Raw genomic sequence first — 21683 nt, 5'->3', positions numbered from 1 at the left:
TACAACTAGTTAGCTAATGATACCTTAACTTTTGCTCCATCTTTTAAAGACAGAACGCCCGTGGTTAAAACGGTGTCGCCGGCACTGATGCCAGATAGAATAACGATGTCCTTGTCGGTACGTGCACCTGTTTCAACCTTCACTTCCTTGGCGAGGCCGTGCTGTAGTACAAAGACCTTCTTTCCGTCCTGTACGGGAACAATAGCTTCTGTAGGAATGGATATCGCATCGTTTTCCACTTCGATCGGCACAATAACGTTAACAAAGGATCCGACTTTCAATTTGCCCTGATCGTTCGTCGCTCTGGCGCGGACAGTGAGTGTTCTGGTGTTAAGTGATACTTGTGGTTCAATAGCGTAAATGTTTGCTGTAATGATCGTTGGGTCGTTGGCTACACTGAACTCAATGGGCATATTTATTTTAACTATATTGCTGTATTTTTCGGGCACTGCAAAAGTAACTTTGACAAGATTGTCCTTCACTAAATTTGTAATCAGGGTACTGGATGAGACAATGGCACCTACGGAAATGTTCCGAAGTCCAATCATGCCACTAAAAGGGGCGCGGATGGTTGTTTTGGATATTTGTGCCTGAATCAACTGGATCTGTGCTAAGGAGGTTTTTAAGGCTGCACTGGCAATATCAAACTCTTCCTGACTGATTGCTCCTTTTTGCAACAGCAGTTTGGCCCGACGTTCATTTTCGGCATTCAGCTGATTTGTTGTTTGCGCTTGTCTTAATTGTGCCTGCAGCTCAATATCATCGATCTTGATCAAGGGCTCGCCCTGTTTGATGCGCTGTCCTTCAGAGAAATAGATTTTGGTGATTCGACCACTTACTTCACTTCTGATTTCAACCTGCTCTTCTGCGTCAATGCTTCCCGAGAGATTAATGGATCTATCGGCGACGGAAGATTTGGCAATGATAGCCTGTGCGGGGACGGGCATATCTTTTTTTCCATTGGGCTTATCAGCTTCTTTTTTATCTTTTTTAGCAGTTATCAGAAAGTATCCACCTCCAAACACAGCACAGGCCAAAAGGAGGTAAATGATCGATTTTTTATTCATACGATATAGTCTCTTATGTACTTTTTACATTTAACAGGTAAATATAGGTTTATTATTATGCCGATATCAGTTGTCAAAAGGATTTTACAATACCACGAAAACTTTGCAAATGGACAGCGAAATGGACGAGCGCGAATGGTTGGAAATAAAAAAAGCTAGAAATAACTTTCTAGCTTCCTGTTTACTATTTCTTTGATTTTGCTTTTGGTTGGACTTCTTTTGGAGCCTCTTGTTTTACTTCCGCCTTGATTGCAGTTTTCGATACATGTGGTCTTCTTTTTCCAAAAGAACCATTCGATATTTTTCCTCTTCTGGTCTTGATGTCACCTTTTCCCATAGTGTGAAATATTTTGGTTTTAACAAATTTTATTAATTACCTAAATATACCACATTCTTTTTAGATATTCAATTTGTTCATTTTTAAATGATTGGAAAAATACGTTTTTGAACAGTTATGGTGAAATTTTGGTTAATGGTGTCGAAAAATAAATTATTGACCGGCTTGTTTTCGGCGACCAAATAGGGGATCTCTACTATTTTGTTCTTTAACTTGAGACGGTAGTAGCCGTATAATAAACCTTTGGTCGTTTGAATTGATTCGATTTTCTGAACGGCTTCTATGTCCTTAAACATGTTAAAAGCATAATTTTCTCCTTTGAGCTGTTCAATAAAAACTTCATTGGTTTTGGCATTGTACCAGATTTGCTGGCTTTTGAGCTTGCTAAAGTGGTTGTTGAACAGAAAAAGATAACCTAGCAGGAAAAAGGCTATCGGAAGCAGGAACAGGACAATTTTTATCTTCATGAACAGCAAGACGGTGATCAAAATGAGGACAACCCCCATCATGGCGTTGGAAACGCTCTTCTTTAGATTTGCCTGGATGACCGGAGATGAAGCTTCAATCAATTGAAAACCTGATTTTAAATTTCTGGACATATCCTCGGTAAACCCAAATAGATTGAATTTTTTGCGTATCACCAGATAAGCAATAAGAATAATAAGTCCAATGATCAAAAACCGCATATTTTTCTAATATTGTTCGTCTTCGTTCGGATACTGTACCGCTTTTACTTCGGCCACATAATGAGCTACTGCAGTTGTGATCTGTTCGTGCAAATTAGCGAAATGACGCATAAATTTTGGTTTGAAATCAGCATTCATACCCAGCATATCGTTAACCACAAGGACTTGTCCATCGCAATCCGGTCCAGCTCCAATACCAACTGTTGGAATCACCAATTTTTCGGTAACTGTTTTAGCTAATTTTGCAGGTATCTTTTCCAAAACAATGGCAAAACAGCCCGCCTCCTGTAAAGCGAGGGCATCGTCTATTAATTTAGCGGCTTCTTGTTCTTCTTTCGCCCGCACACCAAAATTTCCAAATTTATTGATGGATTGGGGAGTCAAGCCCAGGTGTCCACATACAGGGATGCCTCCGGCAATGATTTTTTTGATGTTTTCGATGATTTCAAGACCTCCTTCTAGTTTCAATGCGTGCGCACCTGATTCTTTCATCATACGTACGGCGGCATTGTAAGCCTCATTGGCGGAGCCCTGATAAGATCCAAATGGCAAATCTGCCAACACCATGGCACGTTCGGTACCTCTAGCAACGGCAGCGGCATGGTAGATCATATTATCTAGGGTGATAGGCAAGGTAGTTTCGTAGCCAGCGAATACGTTAGCAGCAGAATCTCCAATTAAAATAACGTCAACACCGGCTTGATCGACCATTTTGGCCATGGAGTAATCATAGCTTGTAAGCATAGAAATCTTTTCCTGACGTTCTTTCATGGCTTGCAGCATTGCTGTGCTTACTCGTTTCATTTCTTTGTTTACAGACATCTTAACTTATATTGTGTGTTCAAAAGTAAGCTTTTTATCATACATTGACCAATATTCTGCCTTGTGTTTTGTATTTTTGCAGAATGATACAAAATGAGACTCGTCTATTTAAATTCCCCAAATTTTCAGAATTAATCATCCATGAGGATGAAAATTTGATCGTTATCAATAAACCGCCGTTTGTCGCTTCGTTAGATGAACGTGAGGGAGGGGAGGTCAATATTCTTCGTTTGGCGAAGAAATATCATCCTGATGCACAGGTGTGCCACCGCCTGGATAAAGAGACCTCGGGTATTTTACTAATTGCAAAAAATCCAGAAACATACCGTACAATCTCCATTGCATTTGAAAAAAGAAAAGTGAATAAGATTTATCATGCGGTCATAGGAGGTACACATACTTTTCAGGACTTGCTTGTCGATTTACCCATCTTGAACCAGGGCAATAAAAACGTATCTATTGACCGTGCAAACGGTAAACCGGCCGAGACCATCTTCAATTCGATCAAATACTATAAGAATTATACTTTGGTGGAATGTAAACCTATTACAGGACGTATGCACCAAATCCGTATTCACCTCGCCACACAACATGCCGCTATCGTGGGGGATAACATGTATCGCGGTAAACCTGTGTATTTGTCCCAAATTAAGAAAAGGGGATATACATTGTCGAAAGATGAAGAGGAGCAGCCTATTATGAAACGTTTTGCACTCCATTCAAAACAGGTTGAATTTGAGTTGAATGGAGTTAAGATGGCTTTTGAGGCACCTTATCCAAAGGATTTTGCGACCTTATTGAAGCTGTTGGATAAGTTCGATGCTTAATACCGGGATTGCCTAATGAGTCCAAAGACAAGAAACATCATCGGAAATGTTGTATTTGTACTGCTCATCGGTTTGTTGATCTGGCCAACAAGTAGAAGTTATTTTCAGCAATTTTTAATGAAATTGGGGTTTTTCAACCCTAAACTGGAGCTTGTTTCAACTACTAAAGAATCCGACAGGCGGGCTCCAGAGACTTCATTCAATCATGTCTCCTTTGTCAATTCGCGGGGAGAAACAATCAAGGTGGCGGATCTGAAGGGAAAAGTGGTCTTTATTAATTTTTGGGCAACCTGGTGTGCTCCCTGTCGTGCCGAAATGCCTTCGATCAATGTACTCTATGAGCGGTATAAAGATGACCCAAATATAGTGTTTTTAATTGTGGAGATTGAAGGCGACAGGGCTAAGGCAGAGGCTTTCATGAAAGAACAGCAGTTAATCCTACCAATTAGTTTTCCAAATAGCGATATTCCAAAAGAATGGCTCTCGGGACCGATTCCATCAACGGTGATATTGGACAAAGCGGGTAAGATCGCGACACGGCATGAAGGTATGGCGGATTATTCAAGTCCGGATGTAGGCAAATTTATGCAAGATTTAATCAATAAATAATTTTTAAGATCTCTAAATATAGTATGACAAGAGCAGAACTTATTCATCAAATAAAAGCGAAACGCTCATTTCTATGTGTCGGACTCGATACAGACCTCACCAAAATCCCGGAGCATCTTTTAGATGATGAGGATCCGATCTATAGCTTCAATAAGGCCATCATAGATGCAACAGCTGATTTATGTGTTGCCTATAAGCCTAATATTGCGTTTTATGAATGTTATGGTATTAAAGGCTGGCAGTCGCTTCAAAGAACCTGGGCAGCGTTGCCAAAGGATTGTTTCAGTATTGCTGACGCAAAAAGGGGCGATATCGGTAATACGTCGGGACGTTATGCGATGGCATTTTTTGATGAAAAGACGTCTGGACTTGGATTTGATAGTATTACTATCGCACCTTATATGGGGAAGGACTCGGTGACACCATTTTTGGATTTTAACGATAAATGGGCAATCGTACTTGCGTTGACATCGAATGAAGGTAGCCTGGACTTTCAAAATTTTGAAAACAAAGAAGGATTGCAATTGTTCGAACAGGTGATCGATAAAGTCAATACTTGGGGTACACCTGATAATTTGATGTATGTGGTCGGAGCAACACGTGGGGAGGGCTTTATTAAAATTAGAGAACATGCACCAGATCATTTTTTATTGGTTCCAGGAGTGGGGGCTCAAGGCGGCTCGCTTGAAGATGTTTGTAAATTTGGTATGAACAAAGATTGCGGGCTTTTAGTAAACAGCACAAGGGGAATTATCTATGCCTCAAACGGACGTGATTTCGCTGAAAGGGCACGGGAGGAAGCGCTGATTCTACAGAAAGAAATGGAAGTAGAACTGTTAAAAGCAGGCATTATTTCCTGATTTGACATTTAATAATTCATTCGTAATACTTACCTTTGCAGCATGCCAGAAAAAATTATAATTCTAGACTTCGGGTCTCAATACACACAGTTAATCGCTAGACGTGTCAGAGAACTAAATGTGTATTGTGAGATACACCCGTTCAATAAATTGCCAGATTTTGACGATACCGTAAAAGGTGTTATCTTTTCGGGAAGTCCTTATTCTGTTAGACAAGAAGACGCACCGCAAATTGATTTTGTTGCTATTCAGGATCGTTTCCCACTTTTAGGAGTTTGTTACGGAGCGCAATACATTGCTCAAAAATCAGGAGGTGAAGTGTTGCCATCTGAAATTCGTGAATATGGTCGTGCAAATCTGCAGTTTGTCAATAGCGAGAATGAATTATTGGCAGGAGTACCCATTCAATCGCAGGTATGGATGTCACATGGAGACACCATCAAAGAAGTTCCTGCAAATTTTGATATTATTGCAAGTACGGATAAAGTGCGCGTTGCAGCTTATCAAGTAAAAGGCACCCGTACCTATGGTATACAATTCCATCCGGAAGTAACACACAGTACAGATGGTGCTATCTTATTAAAAAACTTTGTTGTAAACATTTGTGGTTGTGCACAGGATTGGACACCAGACGCATTTGTTGAAACAACAGTATCCGCTTTGAAAGAACAATTGGGTGACGATCACGTTATCATGGCTTTGTCAGGGGGCGTAGATTCGACAGTAGCAGCGGTATTGTTGCACCAAGCAATTGGAAAAAATTTACATTGTATTTTCGTAGATCATGGTCTGCTTCGTAAAGATGAATACGAGCAGGTATTGGATTCTTACAAAAATATGGGGTTAAATATTAAAGGAATAAATGCCAAAGATTTATTTTATGGTAGATTAGCTGGGATCTCTGAACCAGAAGAGAAACGCAAAATCATTGGTAATTCATTTATTGATGTTTTTGATGAAGCTGCAAAAGAAATCCAAAAGGAATTACCTGAGGGAATTGAAGCGAAATGGTTGGGACAAGGCACAATTTACCCCGATATTATCGAGTCGGTTTCAGTGAAAGGACCTTCAGCAACAATCAAATCACACCATAACGTTGGTGGTTTACCTGATTTTATGAAATTGAAAGTCGTAGAACCACTTAAAACGTTGTTTAAAGATGAAGTAAGAAGAGTAGGAAAAGCTTTAGAAGTGGATCAGGCAATTTTAGGCAGACATCCCTTCCCTGGACCAGGTTTGGCAATTCGTATTTTAGGTGATATTACGCCTGAGCGTGTACGTATTGTACAAGAGGCTGATGCGATCTTTATCAATAACCTGAAGGAAGCTGGCTGGTACGATAAAGTATGGCAAGCTGGTACAATTTTCTTGCCAGTGCGTTCTGTAGGCGTGATGGGTGACGAGCGTACTTACGAGCATGTTGTTAGCTTACGTGCAGTTGGTTCTCTTGATGGAATGACTGCGGATTGGATACATTTACCATATGACCTGTTGGCAAAAATTTCAAATGAAATTATCAACCATGTGAAAGGAATAAACAGAGTTGTATATGATATCAGTTCAAAACCGCCCGCTACAATTGAGTGGGAATAAAATATGGGTTGCGGCACTTGTAGCATTATGCCTTGCAAGCTGTACAACCAAAAAAAGCACAGTATTGCGTTCGCCTTCCTCTGGTCAAGGCGAACAGCAAACTGCTGTGACTAAACCGGCCGTTGACAAAGAGACGACGATTGCCAAAGTGGGCGATGTGCAAAATGTCAATGGGCACGCCGTGAAGAATAATCGAATAGCACTACTATTGCCATTTGAGTTAAGTGGTATTGCCGGTACAATTACAAAAGAAGATGTGGAGCGTTCTTCCCTGGCACTTGATTTTTATCAGGGGTTTCAGTTGGGCCTTGACAAAATTGCCAAAGAGGGCGCTTTATTTGATTTACAAGTAATTGATTCTCGAGACAATGTTGCCTATAATGCGACCTTGGGGACAGCGGTCAATGTGAAGGATGCCGTACTTGTGGTGGGCCCAGTGTATCCACGTGAGATAAAAAGCTTTGGGCAAACATTTGCAAATAAGAATGTGCTGCAAGTTTCTCCCTTGGCGGCCACTATGGCTTCTGAATTTAGCTTACCTAATTTGGTTTCCATAACACCTTCTATTCGAACACATTCCGAGACATTGGCGAAATATGTTGCTGATCAATACTATACGGGTGATCAAATATTAGTATACGATGCCGGTGACGATGAAAGCAAACAGTTTCTAGTTAATTTTGTTAGCGAAATTTCAAAAGCCAATGCACAGGCAAAAGTGAAAACGGTTTATAATCTTGCTGAACTGGATAATAGTCTTGTCTTGACCGGTTCAAATCATATTGTAAGTGGTACAGCCAATAAGAATCTTGTTAAAGCTTTATTGGATAAGATGGACGAACGCTTTTTGAATCCAGGTAATCAATTTAAGTTGTATGGACATCCAAACATGGCTAAGCTTTCGTATGAGAATTTCGAAAATATGGATTTTTATGGACTTACTATTACTTCTTCCAACTTGGTGAATGAGAGTGATAGTGATACCCGTAAATTTATTGGAAATTATAAATCGGCTTATAAAGTGGACCCGTCTGAATTTTCTTATAAAGGTTATGACGCGGCGTTGTATTTCGGTCGATTGATCCACAAATATGGCGTAGATTATGTTAGCCGAATGACGCAGGATAAGTTTTCGGGATTGAATAGCGATTACAAATTTGAATTTTATCCAAAATGGGGCTATGCCAATAGAGCTTTGGGTATGATGGTTTATCACAACAAAAAATTTGAAAGAAAATAATCTTTGAATGGCGGAATTCAGTGAAAGACGTGTTCATCAGCAAATACGTAATTTTGAGCGGGCAATGGATGGTTTTGAAGCGGATCAACCCTTTTCGCGTTATTTGACTACTTTTTTTAAGCTGAATAAGCAAATGGGATCATCCGATCGCAAGGCTACTTCCCGTTTATGTTATAATTATTTTCGTCTGGGAACGGCAGCTTCGCAGCTGTCACAACAGCGTAGATTGGTGCTTGCGGAATTCCTGTGTGAACACGAAAGCCCCTTGGTGGCTCTTTTTGAGCCTTCGTACAGCGATAAGATCCATCTACCACTGAAGGACAAAATTGCATTTCTGGAATCAGAAGGCGTTTTTAACCTGAATGACCTCTTTCCATTTACGGATCATATTTCTGATGAGATCGACATGGTACAATTTTTAGAGAGCCAGTTGATACAGCCTTATTTATATATTCGGGTGAAACGCGGAAAGACAAAAGTCGTGTGTGCTATTTTGGATAACAATCAGATTCCTTATTCCATGATTGGCGATCAGACTATTGCCTTGAATAATGGAACATCCTTGCAGCGATTTGATACGCTGGATGGAATGATAGAAGTGCAGGATCTTTCTTCACAGCGCACGTTGGATTATATGGATCCAGCTGAAAAGGAATCCTGGTGGGATGCGTGCGCAGCTTCAGGTGGCAAATCTCTCTTATTGATGGACGCTTGTCCGACTGTCAATCTTTTGGTATCCGATGTTCGCATGAGTATTCTCCGAAATCTCGATGAACGTTTTGACCGTGCTGGAATCAAGCATTACCGAAAAAAAATACTTGATCTTACTAAGGATACCTTTGCGCTTCTTGGGAGCGAAAGATTTGATGGGGTGTTATTGGATGCGCCTTGTACAGGATCGGGGACTTGGGGGCGTACACCAGAAATGATTAGACAGTTTCGGGCTGCTAAGATTGGCGAATTCAATGCACTACAAAAAAATATTGCAAGTAATGTAGTAGGACATGTTAAAGTGGGCAAGCCTTTGATTTATATAACCTGCTCCATTTTTAAAGCGGAAAATGAAGATGTTGTCAATTACATTGTGGATAATTTTGGTTTTGAAATCGAACGCATGGACTATTTGAAAGGTTATGAAGAGAAAGCGGATAGTATGTTTGTGGCGCGATTGATTAAAAGGTAATTTTCAGAAGCAATAAAAGCAAAAGGCTATTTTTTCATTGGAAAAAATAGCCTTTTATATGTAGAAATCATTTAGTATCAGTCACATTTACTGGGAATAACGAGCACAGGGCAAGTTGATTTGCGAATGACTGACTCGGATACGGAACCAGAAATGAAATGGTCAAAGCCAGTCCGTCCATTGGTCCCCATAATAATAAGATCGGCGGACCACTCGTGGGATGCCGCCAGAATTTCTTCTTTAATGGATCCGATTCGATTAAAAAGATAAACTTCGCCTGCACCTGTAAACTCGCGGCTTATTTTCTCAAGGTATTTTTGTGCATTATCCTGTTCCATTTCCGATACTTCCGGAACAATGATAGGTTGCTGACCTAATAGTGGATCCGCGCCAAAGTTGGCCGGAGAAGTAGGGGGAACAACAGTGACAAGCGCTATGGAGGCTCCAAATACTGCGGCCATTTCTTTGGCATATAGTATCGCCTTCTCTGAGCATGGTTCGTCGTCGACAGCGACGAGTATCCTTTTGAATTTTGAGTTTGTATTGTCCATTTCTACTATAATTAATTTATCTTCGTCATATAATATATAATCACATTTTTGACGATTTTGTTTTGTTTAGCACATGAAATATGGTATTTGTACACTAGCTCTCGTTCCGTTACGTTCAGAACAGGCACACCGCAGTGAAATGGTTTCTCAGGTATTGTTTGGGGAACTTTTTGAGATCCTTGATGAACAGGCCGATTGGACCTCAATACGTCTATTGGAAACGGACTATTTGGGTTGGATTCAAAACGGACAGTTTCAGGAACTAAACGACTTGGATAGGCAACATTATCTGAGTGGAAAACCTACTATCGTTGGACGGGAGGGTGGAGTTCTTTTTACCGATACAACACAATTTCAGCTCTGTCATGGTACCAAGCTTTATCTAAATACAGGGAATACCGTCAATTTATCGCCATTGACATTAACGTATCAAGGTAGTATCAATACCTTTACCAGAGAGCAATTTGAAACCGAGGTGGTGCGATTGGCCTTAAGTTATAATGACGTTCCTTATCTATGGGGTGGACGTTCACAATGGGGAATTGATTGCTCCGGTTTCTCCCAATTGATTTATCGTTGCTTTGACCTTTCCTTACCTCGCGATGCTTACCAGCAGGCGGAGATGGGGCAGACAGTGGATTTTGTTTCGGAAATACGGGTAGGGGATTTGGCTTTTTTCGATAACGCCGAAGGAAGGATTACCCATGTAGGGATTATGCTGGATCGCGATACGATTATCCACGCTTCAGCGAAAGTGCGTGTCGATCGGATGGATGCGGAGGGCATTTTTAATACTGAACAGAACCGTTACACACACAAACTCCGGATTGTTAAACGGTATACATGATCGCGAAGGACATAAAAAAAGGCTATAAGTAATTATAGCCTTTCCTATTGTTAAATTCCGTACTGACTAGAAGTGGAATTGTACACCTAAAGTTGGCGCTAATGAGTTAACATTCAGACCAAATGTATTTACTGCAACGTCATTCGTTTTATCTTTATTGTAGTTGTAATATAAACCTCTGACTTTTAGTTCGATACCGATTTTGCTTGTCGGGAAGTAAGCTAAACCTGGTGCTAGTTCCACACCATATGATTCGAATTTATTTTTTGTCTCTACGTTATTTACTTCAGTTGTGGTTGTACCCCACGCCATTGGAACTGACAATTGAGCAAAGAATCTTACAGGGCCATTTGCAGAATACTTTCTAGCGAAAGGTGATACCTGAAAAGCATCGTTTTTAACGCTATTATCTTTACTTGTTTCAGTTTTTCCCCAGTTGTAACCAATTCCAGTACCAATTGCCAAGTTGTCGCTTACAAAGTAACCAACTGTTGGGTTGATTGAGAATGAATTATTTTTATGATCAGTATCTTTTACTTTTGATGTTTCGAAGCCAAGTTGACCACCAACCATAATTTTTCCTTGTTCAGTTTGCGCTTGTGCTGCTATTGTTAAACCTGCAATGGCAGTCAATGTTAGTAAAACTTTTTTCATGTCTTTTTTATTTAAAATAGTTTGTTCTAATAAGCCAGTAAATACTTCCTGACTTTTTAAATTTGTTAGTCAAATATCGAAATCTTATTTTAATTTTTTGTCACTAGATTGTCTAGATGTTTTGCCATTATGGTAATTGATAGTGGTTCAGCGCGTTAAAATTTAGTGTATTTTTATTTTTATCGTTTCTATTTAACGATAATGATATTGTCCTGACTTTTTGTTTTTAATTGTCAATTTCAAGTAAGAAGATAAAAAAAAGCCATTTGTCAACAGCGGACAAATGGCTTTTTTTTGTATTTGAAAGACCGATTTTAATCGAAATATTCTTTGATTCGCTCGAAGAATGATTTTTCACTTTTACCTGGTTGAGGTTTAAAGTTTGGTGATTCTTTCAGTTTGTTCAATAATTCTTTTTCTTCGTTAGACACAGCTTTTGGTGTCCAGATATTAACGTATACAAGTTGGTCCCCTTTGTGATAAGAGTTGACTTCGGGAATACCTTTTCCTTTTAACCGTAAAATTTTACCGCCTTGTGTACCGGGCTCAATTTTGATCTTCGCTTTTCCATCTATTGTAGGAACTTCCACGCTAGTACCTAAGGTCGCATCTACGAAATTAATGTATAGATCATAGATTACATTTAGTCCATCGCGTTTTAGACTTTCGTGTGGTACTTCTTCGATCAGGATAATTAAATCTCCTGGGACGCCGCCACGCGGAGCAGCATTTCCTTTTCCACTCATGGAAAGTTGCATGCCTTCACTTACACCCGCAGGAATATTGATCGCAATTGTTTCCTCACCGCGTTCGAGTCCTTCACCTCTACAAGTTGTACATTTTGCTGTGATTTCAACACCTTCACCATTACACGTAGGGCAAGTGCTTGTTGTTTGCATTTGTCCTAAGATGGTATTTGTTACTCTTCGAACTGATCCTGATCCGCCACAGGTTTTACAGGTATGGAACGAAGATTTATCTTTAGCACCAGATCCGTCACAAGAATGACAGACCACTTGTTTGTTGACCTTTACCTTTTTCTCGACGCCTTTGGCAATTTCTTCGAGTGTTAATTTAACTTTTATGCGTAAGTTGCTTCCGCGAGCTACCCGACGGCCGCCACGCTGGCCACCGCCACCGCCAAAGAAACTTTCAAATGGATGTCCTCCACCAAAGATATCACCAAATTGGCTGAATATGTCTTCCATATTCATACCGCCGCCACCGCCAAAACCACCACTTGCAGAATTACCGGCATGGCCAAATTGGTCATAACGTTGACGTTTTTGTGGATTGCTCAAGATATCGTATGCCTCAGCAGCTTCCTTAAACTGTTCTTCAGCTTCATGATCACCAGGATTTTTATCCGGATGGTATTTTATCGCTAATTTGCGATATGCTGATTTAATCTCCTTCTCGTCCGCTGATCGCGAGACACCAAGTATATCGTAATAATCTCTTTTTGACATCGTCTTAATATTATTGACCTATAACTACCTTTGCGTGACGGATCACTTTGTCACCTAAGTAGTACCCCTTTTCGATCACGTCAACTACTTTATTCTTTAATTCTGCTGTGGGTGCAGGAATTGCTGTGATAGCTTCTTGTAATTCAGGATCGAAGGCTTGGCCTGTGGTATCCATTTCCTTTAACCCCAATTGCGACAACGTTTGTCTGAATTTGTTGTTAACAATATCCATTCCTGTTTTTACAGATTCAACATCTGTCGCTGTTTCCATGGCTGTTAACGCTCTGTCAAAATCATCTAGTGTAGGTAATAGCTTACTGATGACATCTTTTCCTGCTGATTGAATCAATTCAACACGTTCTTTGCTTGTACGTTTTCTATAATTGTCAAATTCAGCAGAAAGACGAATGTATTTATCCTTTGCCTCTGCCAATTCTGCAGCCAATTTCTCTTCAGTAGACAGTTCTTCTGCTATATTATCAGCAGGCTGTTCCTGTTGTTCAGAAGAATTTGTTTCTACTGGATCTTGACCTTCATCGTAATAATTATCTTGCTCATTCATATCTTCAATGCTAAAATTAGATTCAAAAATTTACTCTATGCTTCGTTTGTCAAAGTTTTTGCCAAACAATAAAATTCCGACAGCTTGTCAGATTTTATTAAAAAAGCCTAACAATTTGTCGGAATCTTATTTTTATATGTCAGTTTTCTGTCTAGATACTGACATTGTCCTGTAATACCCCATCAGTAGTTTTGATGATGCGGGATGGCATATTACGGATAATGGTATAATCGTGTGTTGCCATTAAAATAGCCGTTCCCGAATTGGCAATGTCACGCAATAATAAGACGATTTCTTCTGATGTCGCAGGATCTAAGTTACCGGTCGGCTCATCTGCCAGAATAATTTCAGGATTATTTAGTAATGCGCGGGCAATTACAATGCGTTGTTGCTCACCACCAGAAAGCTCATGTGGCATTTTCTTAAGTTTGGAACGAAGCCCAACTTTTTCCAATACATCCAATATCCGGCTATCGATCATTTTCTTATCTTTCCAGCCTGTTGCTTTCAGTGCAAATTCGAGGTTTTTCTCGATGCTTCTATCGGATAAAAGATGGAAGTCCTGGAATACAATACCCAATTTTCTACGCAGGTAGGGAACATCATTTTCGTGCAGCTTTTTAAGATCAAAGCCCGCAATCATTCCCTCACCATTGCCGATGTATAAATCGCCGTAAATGATTTTTAGTAAACTACTTTTTCCACTGCCGGACTGGCCGATAAGATAAATAAACTCTCCTTTACCAATGTTTAAATTGACATTGGACAATACCAAATGTTTTTGTTGGAAGATATCAACGTTTTTTAATGTAATGACTTTATTTTCAATCATGGAAGCTAAAATTCTAATTTTTTAATTTGCCCAAAAGGCATTTCTTTAACCAGTTGCATGATATATTCTGCCTTTTCTCCTAATCCAATCTTATCAAGTGATTTATCTGGGCGGTCGACTCTAAAATATGCCAGCAAGGTGAAGGCATCATCTCTTAATTGAACATAATCAGGGATTTTGGCGACACCTTTTACTTTAATGATATACATAATTTCAAAGTTAGTATTTTTAATGCAATTTATTTACTATGAATTTAAAGGAAGCTTATTGGTTTGCGAATAAAAAATCCAATGTATTCACGCCGTCAGCAAAATCATCCAAAGCAGGGCATTGGCTCTCTCCAAAACGAAATACTGGCGAGGGCACATTTAAAGCTATTTCTGATACAACACATTGGATATTTTCTTGCGCTAATTGGAGTTTATTTTCAACTTCAGCCAGTGTTTCGTATGTTTCATAATAAACTACAGCAAGGGGAGAAGCTGTGCGCTCATCCTCCTTTAGCAATAAAAATCCATTATCAAAATGCTTGTCGCCGTTGATCAGATAGATGGATTTGTTGTAGTCGTAATTGTTATTATATTTAAAATGTTCCGTCACGTTGTTAAACGCAGCGATACCTTCGAAGAAGTGTGCTATTGGATAATCTTTTGGAATGAATAACTTTGATACAGAGCGACAGCCTAACCCAAAATAATCAAAGATGTCGGGTCCCAGTGATTCAAGCTGGTCGGGAGATTCTTGTCCACCGATGATGGCAACACTATTTCTATTGCGACGAATAATATGTGGTTTGGTTCCAAAATAATAGTCAAAATAACGCGAGCTATTGTTGGAACCTGTTGCTATAACCAGATCGAAATCTTTTAGTTTGTCAACAATTTCAAAGGCATCGGTAAAGGACGGGTCAATTTGTTTAAGGAGGCGGAGCACATAACTTGTCAATCCTGCGTCGTCCGATGAGACTTTGATTTTGGCTCTAAAGCCACTGATCAGTACCGATAGCATATCATGGAAGCCAACCAAGGGGATGTTGCCGGCCAGAATTAATCCTACAATTTTCGTTGAATTTAGATCTGGATAAGGAGCCAACCAGTGATTCAGCTTTTCTATTGTCAAATTGGCAGCAATGGCTTGAATGGCACGTTCAACATTTTGAGGCGTATACCAGGGGTTTTTATGTTGGGCGAATTGAATGATTTGAATCAAATCATCAGGTCGCTCTTGCAGCCGCTCGCCTAATTTTACAAATGCATTTATTCGTTGTTGCTTTGTCAAAATATTAAAATTTTAAAAGATGAATACACAAATTTGTATTATATTTGTGCTGTTAACATTAATCAACGTGAATCAACTAGCCTTATTGTTCAATCAGACTTTGTTTCATATTGATAATGCAAAAATAGTTTATTTATCATAATTGTGAGGTTATAAATGGCGATTAAAATTACAGACGAATGCATTAACTGTGGTGCTTGCGAACCGGAATGCCCAAATAATGCAATATACGATGCTGGTGTAACTTGGAAATTCTCAGATGGGACGGCTTTGGATGGGGTTATTGATTTTGGCGATGGTGTTACACTGGATGCCAACGAGTCTCAAGAAGCGATCTCTAATGAAGTCTATTATATTGTTTCAGATAAATGTACGGAATGTGTAGGTTTCCACGATGAGCCTCAATGTGCAGCGGTTTGCCCTGTAGATTGTTGTGTGGATGACGAAGATGTACGTGAATCGAACGATGAGCTATTAGCGAAAAAAGCTTGGTTACACGCGGAATAAATTTAGTGTTCCGTTAAAATATAAGGCAGGATAAGAAATTTTCCTGCCTTTTTTGTGCCTTTCTATTTTGGCGAAATCGATATTTTGTTGTGAATCTTGGCTATTTGGAATAATAATATTTGCAAAAGCATAGTATTTTTTTATTTTTGTTCTTTTGACCATTAAAATCTTTTAAATGTTAAAAACCAAAATAGGGTTGATAACCCTAATCACAGTTACATTAGCTTGTATCATTGCTGTATTATACGAATTTGATGTTGTAGGCTTTTCGCATGAATTTCTAATGGCTGTCCGTTGGATAGTTGCTACCGTTTTGGTTGTAAATGCGCTCTTTAAGAAAAATTTGACCACTTGGATTTTGACCTGTATGATTATGGGGATATTTGTCGGGTTGGATTTTCCAAATCTAGCGATTTCCCTGCAACCTTTGAGTAAAGGTTTTATCAAGTTAGTCAAGACGATTGTGGGACCGATTCTCTTTGCTACGCTTGTATATGGAATTGCAGGGCATTCTGATTTGAAACAGGTGGGACGTATGGCATGGAAATCGATGCTTTATTTCTTTTGCGCAACGACATGTGCTATTTTTATTGGTTTAGGTGCTATAAACCTGACTCGAGCAGGAGTGGGCGTTGATGTTGCACATATGCCACATGAAGAACTCCCTGCGCCGAAGGAAAGTATGGATGAGCATATCCTCAAAACCCTTCCGGACCATGTGCATCCTGTATACAAGTTCACTTCTTTTATACGCGACTTGTTTCCTGAAAATATTGTCAAATCTGTAGCGGATAACCAAGTTTTACAGATTGTTGTATTTTCAATTTTGTTCGGGATTGGCCTGGCAATGGTCGATGAGAAAAAGCGTAAACCCTTGGTTGATTTTACCGAGAGTATGTCTGAAACGATGTTTAAGTTTACGAACATGATTATGTACTTTGCGCCTATCGGGGTTGGTGCTGCCATGGCCTATACTGTGGGGCATCTCGGTGTCGATATCCTTAAGAATCTTTTCATGCTTTTAGCGACGCTGTATTTTGCTTTAGTATGCTTTTTATGCTTGGTATTGCTTCCTGTAGCTTTGTATTTAAAGATACCTGTGAAACGTTTTATAAATGCGATTAAGGAACCTGTTTCCATTGCATTTGCCACTACAAGTTCAGATGCGGCATTACCGAAAGCAATGAGCGCAATGGAGAAATTTGGTGTGCCACGTAAGATTGTTTCGTTTGTCATTCCGACAGGATATAGTTTTAACTTGGATGGTACTTCACTCTATTTATCATTGGCTGCCATCTTTGTCGCTCAGGCGGCTGGTATCCATTTGTCGTTTGGACATCAATTGATGATTGCATTTACATTGATGATTACCTCCAAAGGTGTTGCTGCTGTCCCAAGAGCTTCATTAATTATTTTGATTGCGACAGCGGATCAGTTTGGTTTACCAACATTTGTCATTGCTGCCATTTTAGGTATCGATGAACTCATGGATATGGCGCGTACCTCTGTAAATGTGATCGGAAATTGTTTGGCAACCGTTGTTGTTGCTAAATGGGAGGGTGAGTTTGATGAAGAAGCTCCTTATCGCGAAGATACTGAACAGGCGATCTAATAGAAATAACTAACGAATATTCGTTGCAGAAAAGCAGTCTTGACATCCCCGTTGAGACTGCTTTTTTATGAGCAAAAATAAGGACTTAGTTGAAACCACATTTTATTTCATAGAAGAGAATTTTTATGGAACGGAAAGCTGCTTGCAAGCTGTTGTTGATAGTCTGGTATGCTTTCCAATGGCTTGCAAGCAAACTATTTATATCAGCGCCCGTCAACGTAGTACCATAAATCACCTTGTTTTTTGAAGGTAGACTTTTCATGGTGAATATGAACTTCCATCTGTGGATCCAGATAATGTGCTTCAAACTCGACCGTATGGAGTGTAGATTTCAGGATCGCGAGTTGCATCCATTTATTGTCCCGCGCCCATTGCCCAATGGCCTGTTTATTTTGGAACCGTCGTGTTGAGGGGTGAAATGTATCGTATAGGAAATCGATCTGTTGTGTCACAAAAGCACTATAACGTGCACGCATCAATGCCTCTGCTGTGGTTGCTTTGGCATGGAAACGATGAATTTGTTGGCAGCATTCTCCAAAGGTATTGCCAGAGCCACAGGGGCATAATTGATCTGATGCTATCACTTGTATTTTAAAAATTTTACCAGCCTTTAATGGCGCCATTCTTGAAGACTTTTTTTGCGGTAGCTTCCACTTCAGGTGACTGATACGCTTGAATAAACTGCTGCACCTTTTCATCGTTTTTATTATCCGAACGGGCAACAATCAGATTAACGTAAGGTGATTCTTTGTCTTCTGTGAATAAGCCTTGTTTTTCGGGATCCAACCCAGCCTGAGCGGCGAAACTATTGTTGATGATGGCAATTGTAACCTGAGGATCATCCAGAACGCGCGGCAACTGTGGTGCCTCCATCTCAATGATTTTAACCTGCTTAGGGTTGCTTACTATATCTGTTACTTTAGGCTGTATGCCTACATTTTCTTTTAAGCCGATAATGCCCTCGCGTTGGAGAAGTAAAAGTGAGCGGCCACCATTGGTAGGATCATTGGGGATGGCAATACTGGCGCCAGGCTGTAACTCGGTGATGCTTTTTATTTTTTTAGAATAGGCAACGATCGGAAATACAAATGTGTTTCCGACGATGGTTAACTTTGTAAAACCGCGTTGTTTGGATTGTTCCTGTAAATAAGGCTGATGCTGAAATACATTTACATCGATATCTCCTTGATTTAGGGCTTCATTGGGCACAACATAGTCGTTGAAAGCTACCAACTCCACATCAAGATTGAACTTTTCTTTTGCAACCTTCTTAGCCGTTTCTGCAAGCTCCTTTTCTGGTCCGGATACCACACCGACTTTAAGGGTATTCTCTTTCTTTTCGCTGTTGTTGCATGCCACAATCGATACGAGACTGAAGGCTAAGATCGCAAATGCATAGTTCAATTTTTTCATATGATATAATTTATGTTAACGATGGTTTACTTTTTTTGAGATGTAGTCTCCTGTATACTGTAACAGGAATACGATTAAAATTAATAAAATTAGAACAGAATTCATGATAAAAGTATCATATCCGACATAACCATACTGATAACCAATCTGTCCAAGTCCACCGGCACCTACAGCGCCACCCATCGCGGAGTATCCAACAAGTGTGATCAACGTAATTGTTGCATTGTTTACCAGCGAGGGGAGAGCCTCAGGAAGTAAAACTTTGAAAATTACCTGTTGGGCATTTGCTCCCATTGCTCTTGAAGCCTCAATCAGGCCATTTGGAATTTCTAGAAGACTATTTTCCACAAGTCTTGCAATAAAGGGAGCTGCACCTATACTCAAGGGAACCAATGCTGCGGCCATACCAATAGATGTTCCGACAAGGTTGCGTGTAAACGGAATCATCCATACGATAAGTATAATAAAGGGGATAGACCTAAACACATTCACTAGCAATGAAACAAGTTGGTGCATGGCTTTGTTTTCAAGCAGTTGATGTTTGCGGGTCAAGAACAGGTAAATCCCGAGTGGAAGACCCAGTACAAAACCAAAGAAACCTGATAAGAAAGTCATGGTTAGGGTTTCTAAAGTACCCGATAGCAGAAGATTAAATACCTGATCAGACATAGCCTAAGATTTTAGTTTGTGAATGCTTTTCTTTTAAGAAAGATAGACTATGCATAACATTTTCTTTTTCACCCGATAGTTCGGCTAATATAACACCAAATTTCATTTCGCCAATATAATCTATTTGAGCGGTGATGATATTTGTCTTGACTTGAAATTGTTGTTCCAAATGTTGTATAAATGGGATGGATTCTTCATTTGAAGTTAGATAGATTTCTACGAGTGGGTTTCCAGCGCTTTTCAAGCGTTCCTGAAAACTTAGTGGAATTTCAACTTCAAGTGAAGACTGAATAAAGTTTTTGGTTGTTGTTTCCTGAGGATTGGCGAATATTGATTCTACCGGACCAGTTTCAATCAATTTTCCGTGGTCTAATACGGCAACCTGATCGCAAATACTTTTTATGACATCCATCTCGTGCGTAATCAATAATATCGTAAGATCAAGCTGCTTATTGATTTTTTTTAGCAGTTTGAGGATAGATTTTGTGGTTGCTGGGTCTAAGGCACTTGTAGCCTCATCGCAAAGTAGAATGTAAGGATCATTGGCTAATGCACGCGCGATGGCAACGCGTTGTTTTTGGCCTCCTGAAAGATTTGCAGGGTACACGTCGGCTTTGTCTTCCAACCCAACCAAACGTAATAGCTCCAACACTTTTCCGCTGATAAATTCTTTAGATTTGCCCTCAAGTTCGAGCGGGAAGGATATGTTTCCATAAACTGTTCGTGATGATAGCAAATTGAAGTGTTGGAAAATCATACCAATTTTCCTTCTTTTTAACATAAGATCACTGGCAGGCAGCGACATCAAGTCGTTGTTTTCTATAATTACCTGACCACTGTCTGGCCTTTCCAAAAGGTTGACGCAACGAATCAAAGTACTTTTACCCGCTCCGGAAGCGCCTATTACACCAAAAATTTCACCTTTTGCAATAGACAGTGAGACGTCTTTTAAAGCATCAATACGTGTCGCTTTTACCGCAAAAGATTTGGATATGTTGTTTAGTTGAATCATTGACCCTGTAGGGATTTAGCAATTTTAGTTGGACAAATGGATGATGTTGATATAAATGTACACAAATGCCGGGGATAAAATAAAATCAAGTGAAAGAAAATGGGCTCTTTCAGACTGAAAAAGAATGAAAGAACCCAGATATCTATTTTTTATAAACCTTGATAAGCTGAAATCACTTGTTTTGCCGATCCAAGTCCATCAATACCATATTCGATGACATCGCCATCTTTCAGGAATCTTTGTGGAGATTTGCCCATGCCAGATCCTGCAGGCGATCCTGTGGAAATGATATCGCCAGGAAGTAAGCTCATAAAGTGACTTAAATAAGAGATCAATTTGGGCACACGATAGATAAAATCACTTGTATTGCCGTCTTGCATGATTTCACCATTAAGTTTAAGCCATATTCTTAAGTTATCGATATCTGTGATTTCATCTTTGGTTGCTATAAACGGACCAATAGGGGCGAACGTGTCACATCCTTTACCTTTGTCCCAGGTTCCGCCACGCTCGATTTGAAATTCACGCTCTGTCACATCGTTGTGTAGCACGTAGCCAAACACATGGTCCAAAGCTTCTTCTTCAGTAACATAAGAAGCTTTTTTTCCAATTACAATGGCAAATTCGGTTTCCCAATCAGATTTTACAGAGAACTTCGGAAGGGTAATTCCATCAAAAGGGCCATTGAATGCAGATACAGATTTCATAAATACAATAGGCTCGGAAGCTTGTTGTAATTTGGTCTCTTTGACGTGATCATCGAAATTAAGTCCTACACAAAGTATTTTGGAAGGAGCTTCCAATGGTGTACCAATACGCTCGTCGTCGGCTATCTCTTTAAGCTTGTCGCCTTTTTCAATTATATATGCTTGAAGTTTTTCCAAATTTGCAATATCCGCAAAGAAATCGCGGTTATATTGAAAATTTCCTTCCGAAACATCATATTTCTTTTCGTTTAAAATGACTCCCGCTTTTTCGGAGCCCTTTGCGCCATATCTAAAAATCTTCATAAGCCGCAAATATACGGATTTTGTCCCAAAAAGGGCGGAAATT

Annotated in this window: 25 protein-coding genes; 9 read left to right on the top strand and 16 right to left on the bottom strand. The window is 39.7% G+C overall.

The window, feature by feature from the left end; genetic code table 11:
* Positions 1-5 precede the first annotated feature (5 nt).
* The 4 genes from B3H30_RS15120 to panB all read right to left on the bottom strand — a co-directional run bounded on the left by B3H30_RS15120 (position 6) and on the right by panB (position 2912).
* Positions 6-1067 carry an efflux RND transporter periplasmic adaptor subunit gene (locus B3H30_RS15120; RefSeq protein WP_070561130.1) on the bottom strand — a complete coding sequence of 354 codons (1062 nt, stop codon included), beginning with the start codon at positions 1065-1067 and terminating at the stop codon, positions 6-8.
* A 184-nt stretch (positions 1068-1251) separates the two neighbouring features.
* Complete coding sequence (locus tag B3H30_RS15115; protein WP_070561129.1) at positions 1252-1404, bottom strand: 30S ribosomal protein THX; 153 nt, start codon at positions 1402-1404, stop codon at positions 1252-1254.
* A gap of 83 nt (positions 1405-1487) precedes the next feature.
* Entirely contained in the window at positions 1488-2090 is a 603-nt protein-coding gene (locus B3H30_RS15110) for a hypothetical protein (protein WP_070561128.1), read from the bottom strand.
* Between the two features lie 6 nt (positions 2091-2096).
* A complete protein-coding gene (gene panB / locus B3H30_RS15105) occupies positions 2097-2912 on the bottom strand; it encodes a 3-methyl-2-oxobutanoate hydroxymethyltransferase (RefSeq protein WP_070561127.1) in 816 nt (271 codons plus the stop codon).
* Between the two features lie 83 nt (positions 2913-2995).
* Here panB and B3H30_RS15100 point away from each other — a divergent pair, with 83 nt between their 5' ends.
* The 6 genes from B3H30_RS15100 to B3H30_RS15075 are packed head-to-tail and all read left to right on the top strand — an operon-like array spanning position 2996 to position 9224.
* Complete coding sequence (locus B3H30_RS15100; protein ID WP_070561126.1) at positions 2996-3739, top strand: RluA family pseudouridine synthase; 744 nt, start codon at positions 2996-2998, stop codon at positions 3737-3739.
* 15 nt (positions 3740-3754) lie between these two features.
* A complete protein-coding gene (locus tag B3H30_RS15095; protein ID WP_070561125.1) occupies positions 3755-4348 on the top strand; it encodes a TlpA family protein disulfide reductase in 594 nt (197 codons plus the stop codon).
* A 23-nt stretch (positions 4349-4371) separates the two neighbouring features.
* Positions 4372-5208 (top strand): orotidine-5'-phosphate decarboxylase, encoded by an 837-nt coding sequence (gene pyrF / locus B3H30_RS15090; RefSeq protein ID WP_070561124.1) that lies wholly within the window; start codon positions 4372-4374, stop codon positions 5206-5208.
* 42 nt (positions 5209-5250) lie between these two features.
* Entirely contained in the window at positions 5251-6801 is a 1551-nt protein-coding gene (gene guaA / locus B3H30_RS15085; protein WP_046672899.1) for a glutamine-hydrolyzing GMP synthase, read from the top strand.
* Complete coding sequence (locus B3H30_RS15080) at positions 6758-8041, top strand: ABC transporter substrate-binding protein (protein WP_083295756.1); 1284 nt, start codon at positions 6758-6760, stop codon at positions 8039-8041. Before guaA ends, B3H30_RS15080 begins: the two co-directional genes overlap by 44 nt.
* A 7-nt stretch (positions 8042-8048) precedes the next feature.
* The gene (locus B3H30_RS15075; RefSeq protein WP_070561123.1) at positions 8049-9224 is read left to right on the top strand and encodes an RsmB/NOP family class I SAM-dependent RNA methyltransferase; all 1176 of its coding nucleotides are present in this window, start codon (positions 8049-8051) and stop codon (positions 9222-9224) included.
* Between the two features lie 77 nt (positions 9225-9301).
* On the opposite strand, the gene B3H30_RS15070 is transcribed toward B3H30_RS15075, so the two are convergent.
* Positions 9302-9775 (bottom strand): universal stress protein, encoded by a 474-nt coding sequence (locus B3H30_RS15070; protein WP_046672897.1) that lies wholly within the window; start codon positions 9773-9775, stop codon positions 9302-9304.
* Positions 9776-9848: 73 nt separating this feature from the next.
* Here B3H30_RS15070 and B3H30_RS15065 point away from each other — a divergent pair, with 73 nt between their 5' ends.
* Entirely contained in the window at positions 9849-10622 is a 774-nt protein-coding gene (locus B3H30_RS15065) for a C40 family peptidase (protein ID WP_070561122.1), read from the top strand.
* A gap of 66 nt (positions 10623-10688) precedes the next feature.
* On the opposite strand, the gene B3H30_RS15060 is transcribed toward B3H30_RS15065, so the two are convergent.
* The 6 genes from B3H30_RS15060 to B3H30_RS15035 form a co-directional block, all read right to left on the bottom strand.
* On the bottom strand, positions 10689-11276 hold the full coding sequence (locus B3H30_RS15060; protein WP_046672895.1) for a porin family protein: 588 nt from the start codon (positions 11274-11276) through the stop codon (positions 10689-10691).
* Positions 11277-11590: 314 nt separating this feature from the next.
* Positions 11591-12745, bottom strand: coding sequence for a molecular chaperone DnaJ (dnaJ, locus tag B3H30_RS15055; protein WP_046672894.1), 1155 nt, complete (start codon positions 12743-12745; stop codon positions 11591-11593).
* A 10-nt stretch (positions 12746-12755) separates the two neighbouring features.
* Entirely contained in the window at positions 12756-13307 is a 552-nt protein-coding gene (locus B3H30_RS15050; protein WP_070561121.1) for a nucleotide exchange factor GrpE, read from the bottom strand.
* Positions 13308-13458: 151 nt separating this feature from the next.
* A complete protein-coding gene (locus tag B3H30_RS15045; RefSeq protein WP_070561120.1) occupies positions 13459-14139 on the bottom strand; it encodes a cell division ATP-binding protein FtsE in 681 nt (226 codons plus the stop codon).
* A gap of 5 nt (positions 14140-14144) precedes the next feature.
* Positions 14145-14348, bottom strand: a complete 204-nt coding sequence (locus tag B3H30_RS15040; protein WP_070561119.1) for a fructose-6-phosphate aldolase — start codon at positions 14346-14348, stop codon at positions 14145-14147.
* 55 nt (positions 14349-14403) lie between these two features.
* Complete coding sequence (locus B3H30_RS15035) at positions 14404-15417, bottom strand: acyl-CoA reductase (RefSeq protein WP_070561118.1); 1014 nt, start codon at positions 15415-15417, stop codon at positions 14404-14406.
* 156 nt (positions 15418-15573) lie between these two features.
* On the opposite strand from B3H30_RS15035, the gene B3H30_RS15030 reads away from it, so the two are divergent.
* Together B3H30_RS15030 and B3H30_RS15025 are read left to right on the top strand one after the other, a co-directional pair.
* Positions 15574-15924 (top strand): 4Fe-4S dicluster domain-containing protein, encoded by a 351-nt coding sequence (locus B3H30_RS15030; RefSeq protein ID WP_046672889.1) that lies wholly within the window; start codon positions 15574-15576, stop codon positions 15922-15924.
* 175 nt (positions 15925-16099) lie between these two features.
* On the top strand, positions 16100-17536 hold the full coding sequence (locus tag B3H30_RS15025; RefSeq protein WP_070561117.1) for a dicarboxylate/amino acid:cation symporter: 1437 nt from the start codon (positions 16100-16102) through the stop codon (positions 17534-17536).
* Between the two features lie 203 nt (positions 17537-17739).
* Here the strand turns inward: B3H30_RS15025 and B3H30_RS15020 are convergent, their stop codons facing one another.
* From B3H30_RS15020 to B3H30_RS15000, 5 genes are all read right to left on the bottom strand, one after another.
* A complete protein-coding gene (locus B3H30_RS15020; RefSeq protein WP_070561116.1) occupies positions 17740-18159 on the bottom strand; it encodes a YchJ family protein in 420 nt (139 codons plus the stop codon).
* Entirely contained in the window at positions 18137-18949 is an 813-nt protein-coding gene (gene metQ / locus B3H30_RS15015; RefSeq protein ID WP_070561115.1) for a methionine ABC transporter substrate-binding lipoprotein MetQ, read from the bottom strand. Before metQ ends, B3H30_RS15020 begins: the two co-directional genes overlap by 23 nt.
* Positions 18950-18964: 15 nt before the next feature.
* The gene (metI, locus tag B3H30_RS15010; protein ID WP_046672885.1) at positions 18965-19618 is read right to left on the bottom strand and encodes a methionine ABC transporter permease MetI; all 654 of its coding nucleotides are present in this window, start codon (positions 19616-19618) and stop codon (positions 18965-18967) included.
* Complete coding sequence (locus B3H30_RS15005; protein WP_112376361.1) at positions 19611-20630, bottom strand: methionine ABC transporter ATP-binding protein; 1020 nt, start codon at positions 20628-20630, stop codon at positions 19611-19613. Before B3H30_RS15005 ends, metI begins: the two co-directional genes overlap by 8 nt.
* A gap of 149 nt (positions 20631-20779) precedes the next feature.
* On the bottom strand, positions 20780-21640 hold the full coding sequence (locus tag B3H30_RS15000) for a fumarylacetoacetate hydrolase family protein (RefSeq protein WP_201639160.1): 861 nt from the start codon (positions 21638-21640) through the stop codon (positions 20780-20782).
* Positions 21641-21683 lie beyond the last annotated feature (43 nt).

The organism is Sphingobacterium sp. UBA7038 (assembly GCF_002494055.1).
In the GTDB taxonomy this organism is placed as follows: domain Bacteria; phylum Bacteroidota; class Bacteroidia; order Sphingobacteriales; family Sphingobacteriaceae; genus Sphingobacterium; species Sphingobacterium multivorum.
The sequence above is the reverse complement of the archived record's forward strand: the minus strand, read 5'-3'. Positions and strand labels throughout refer to the sequence as shown.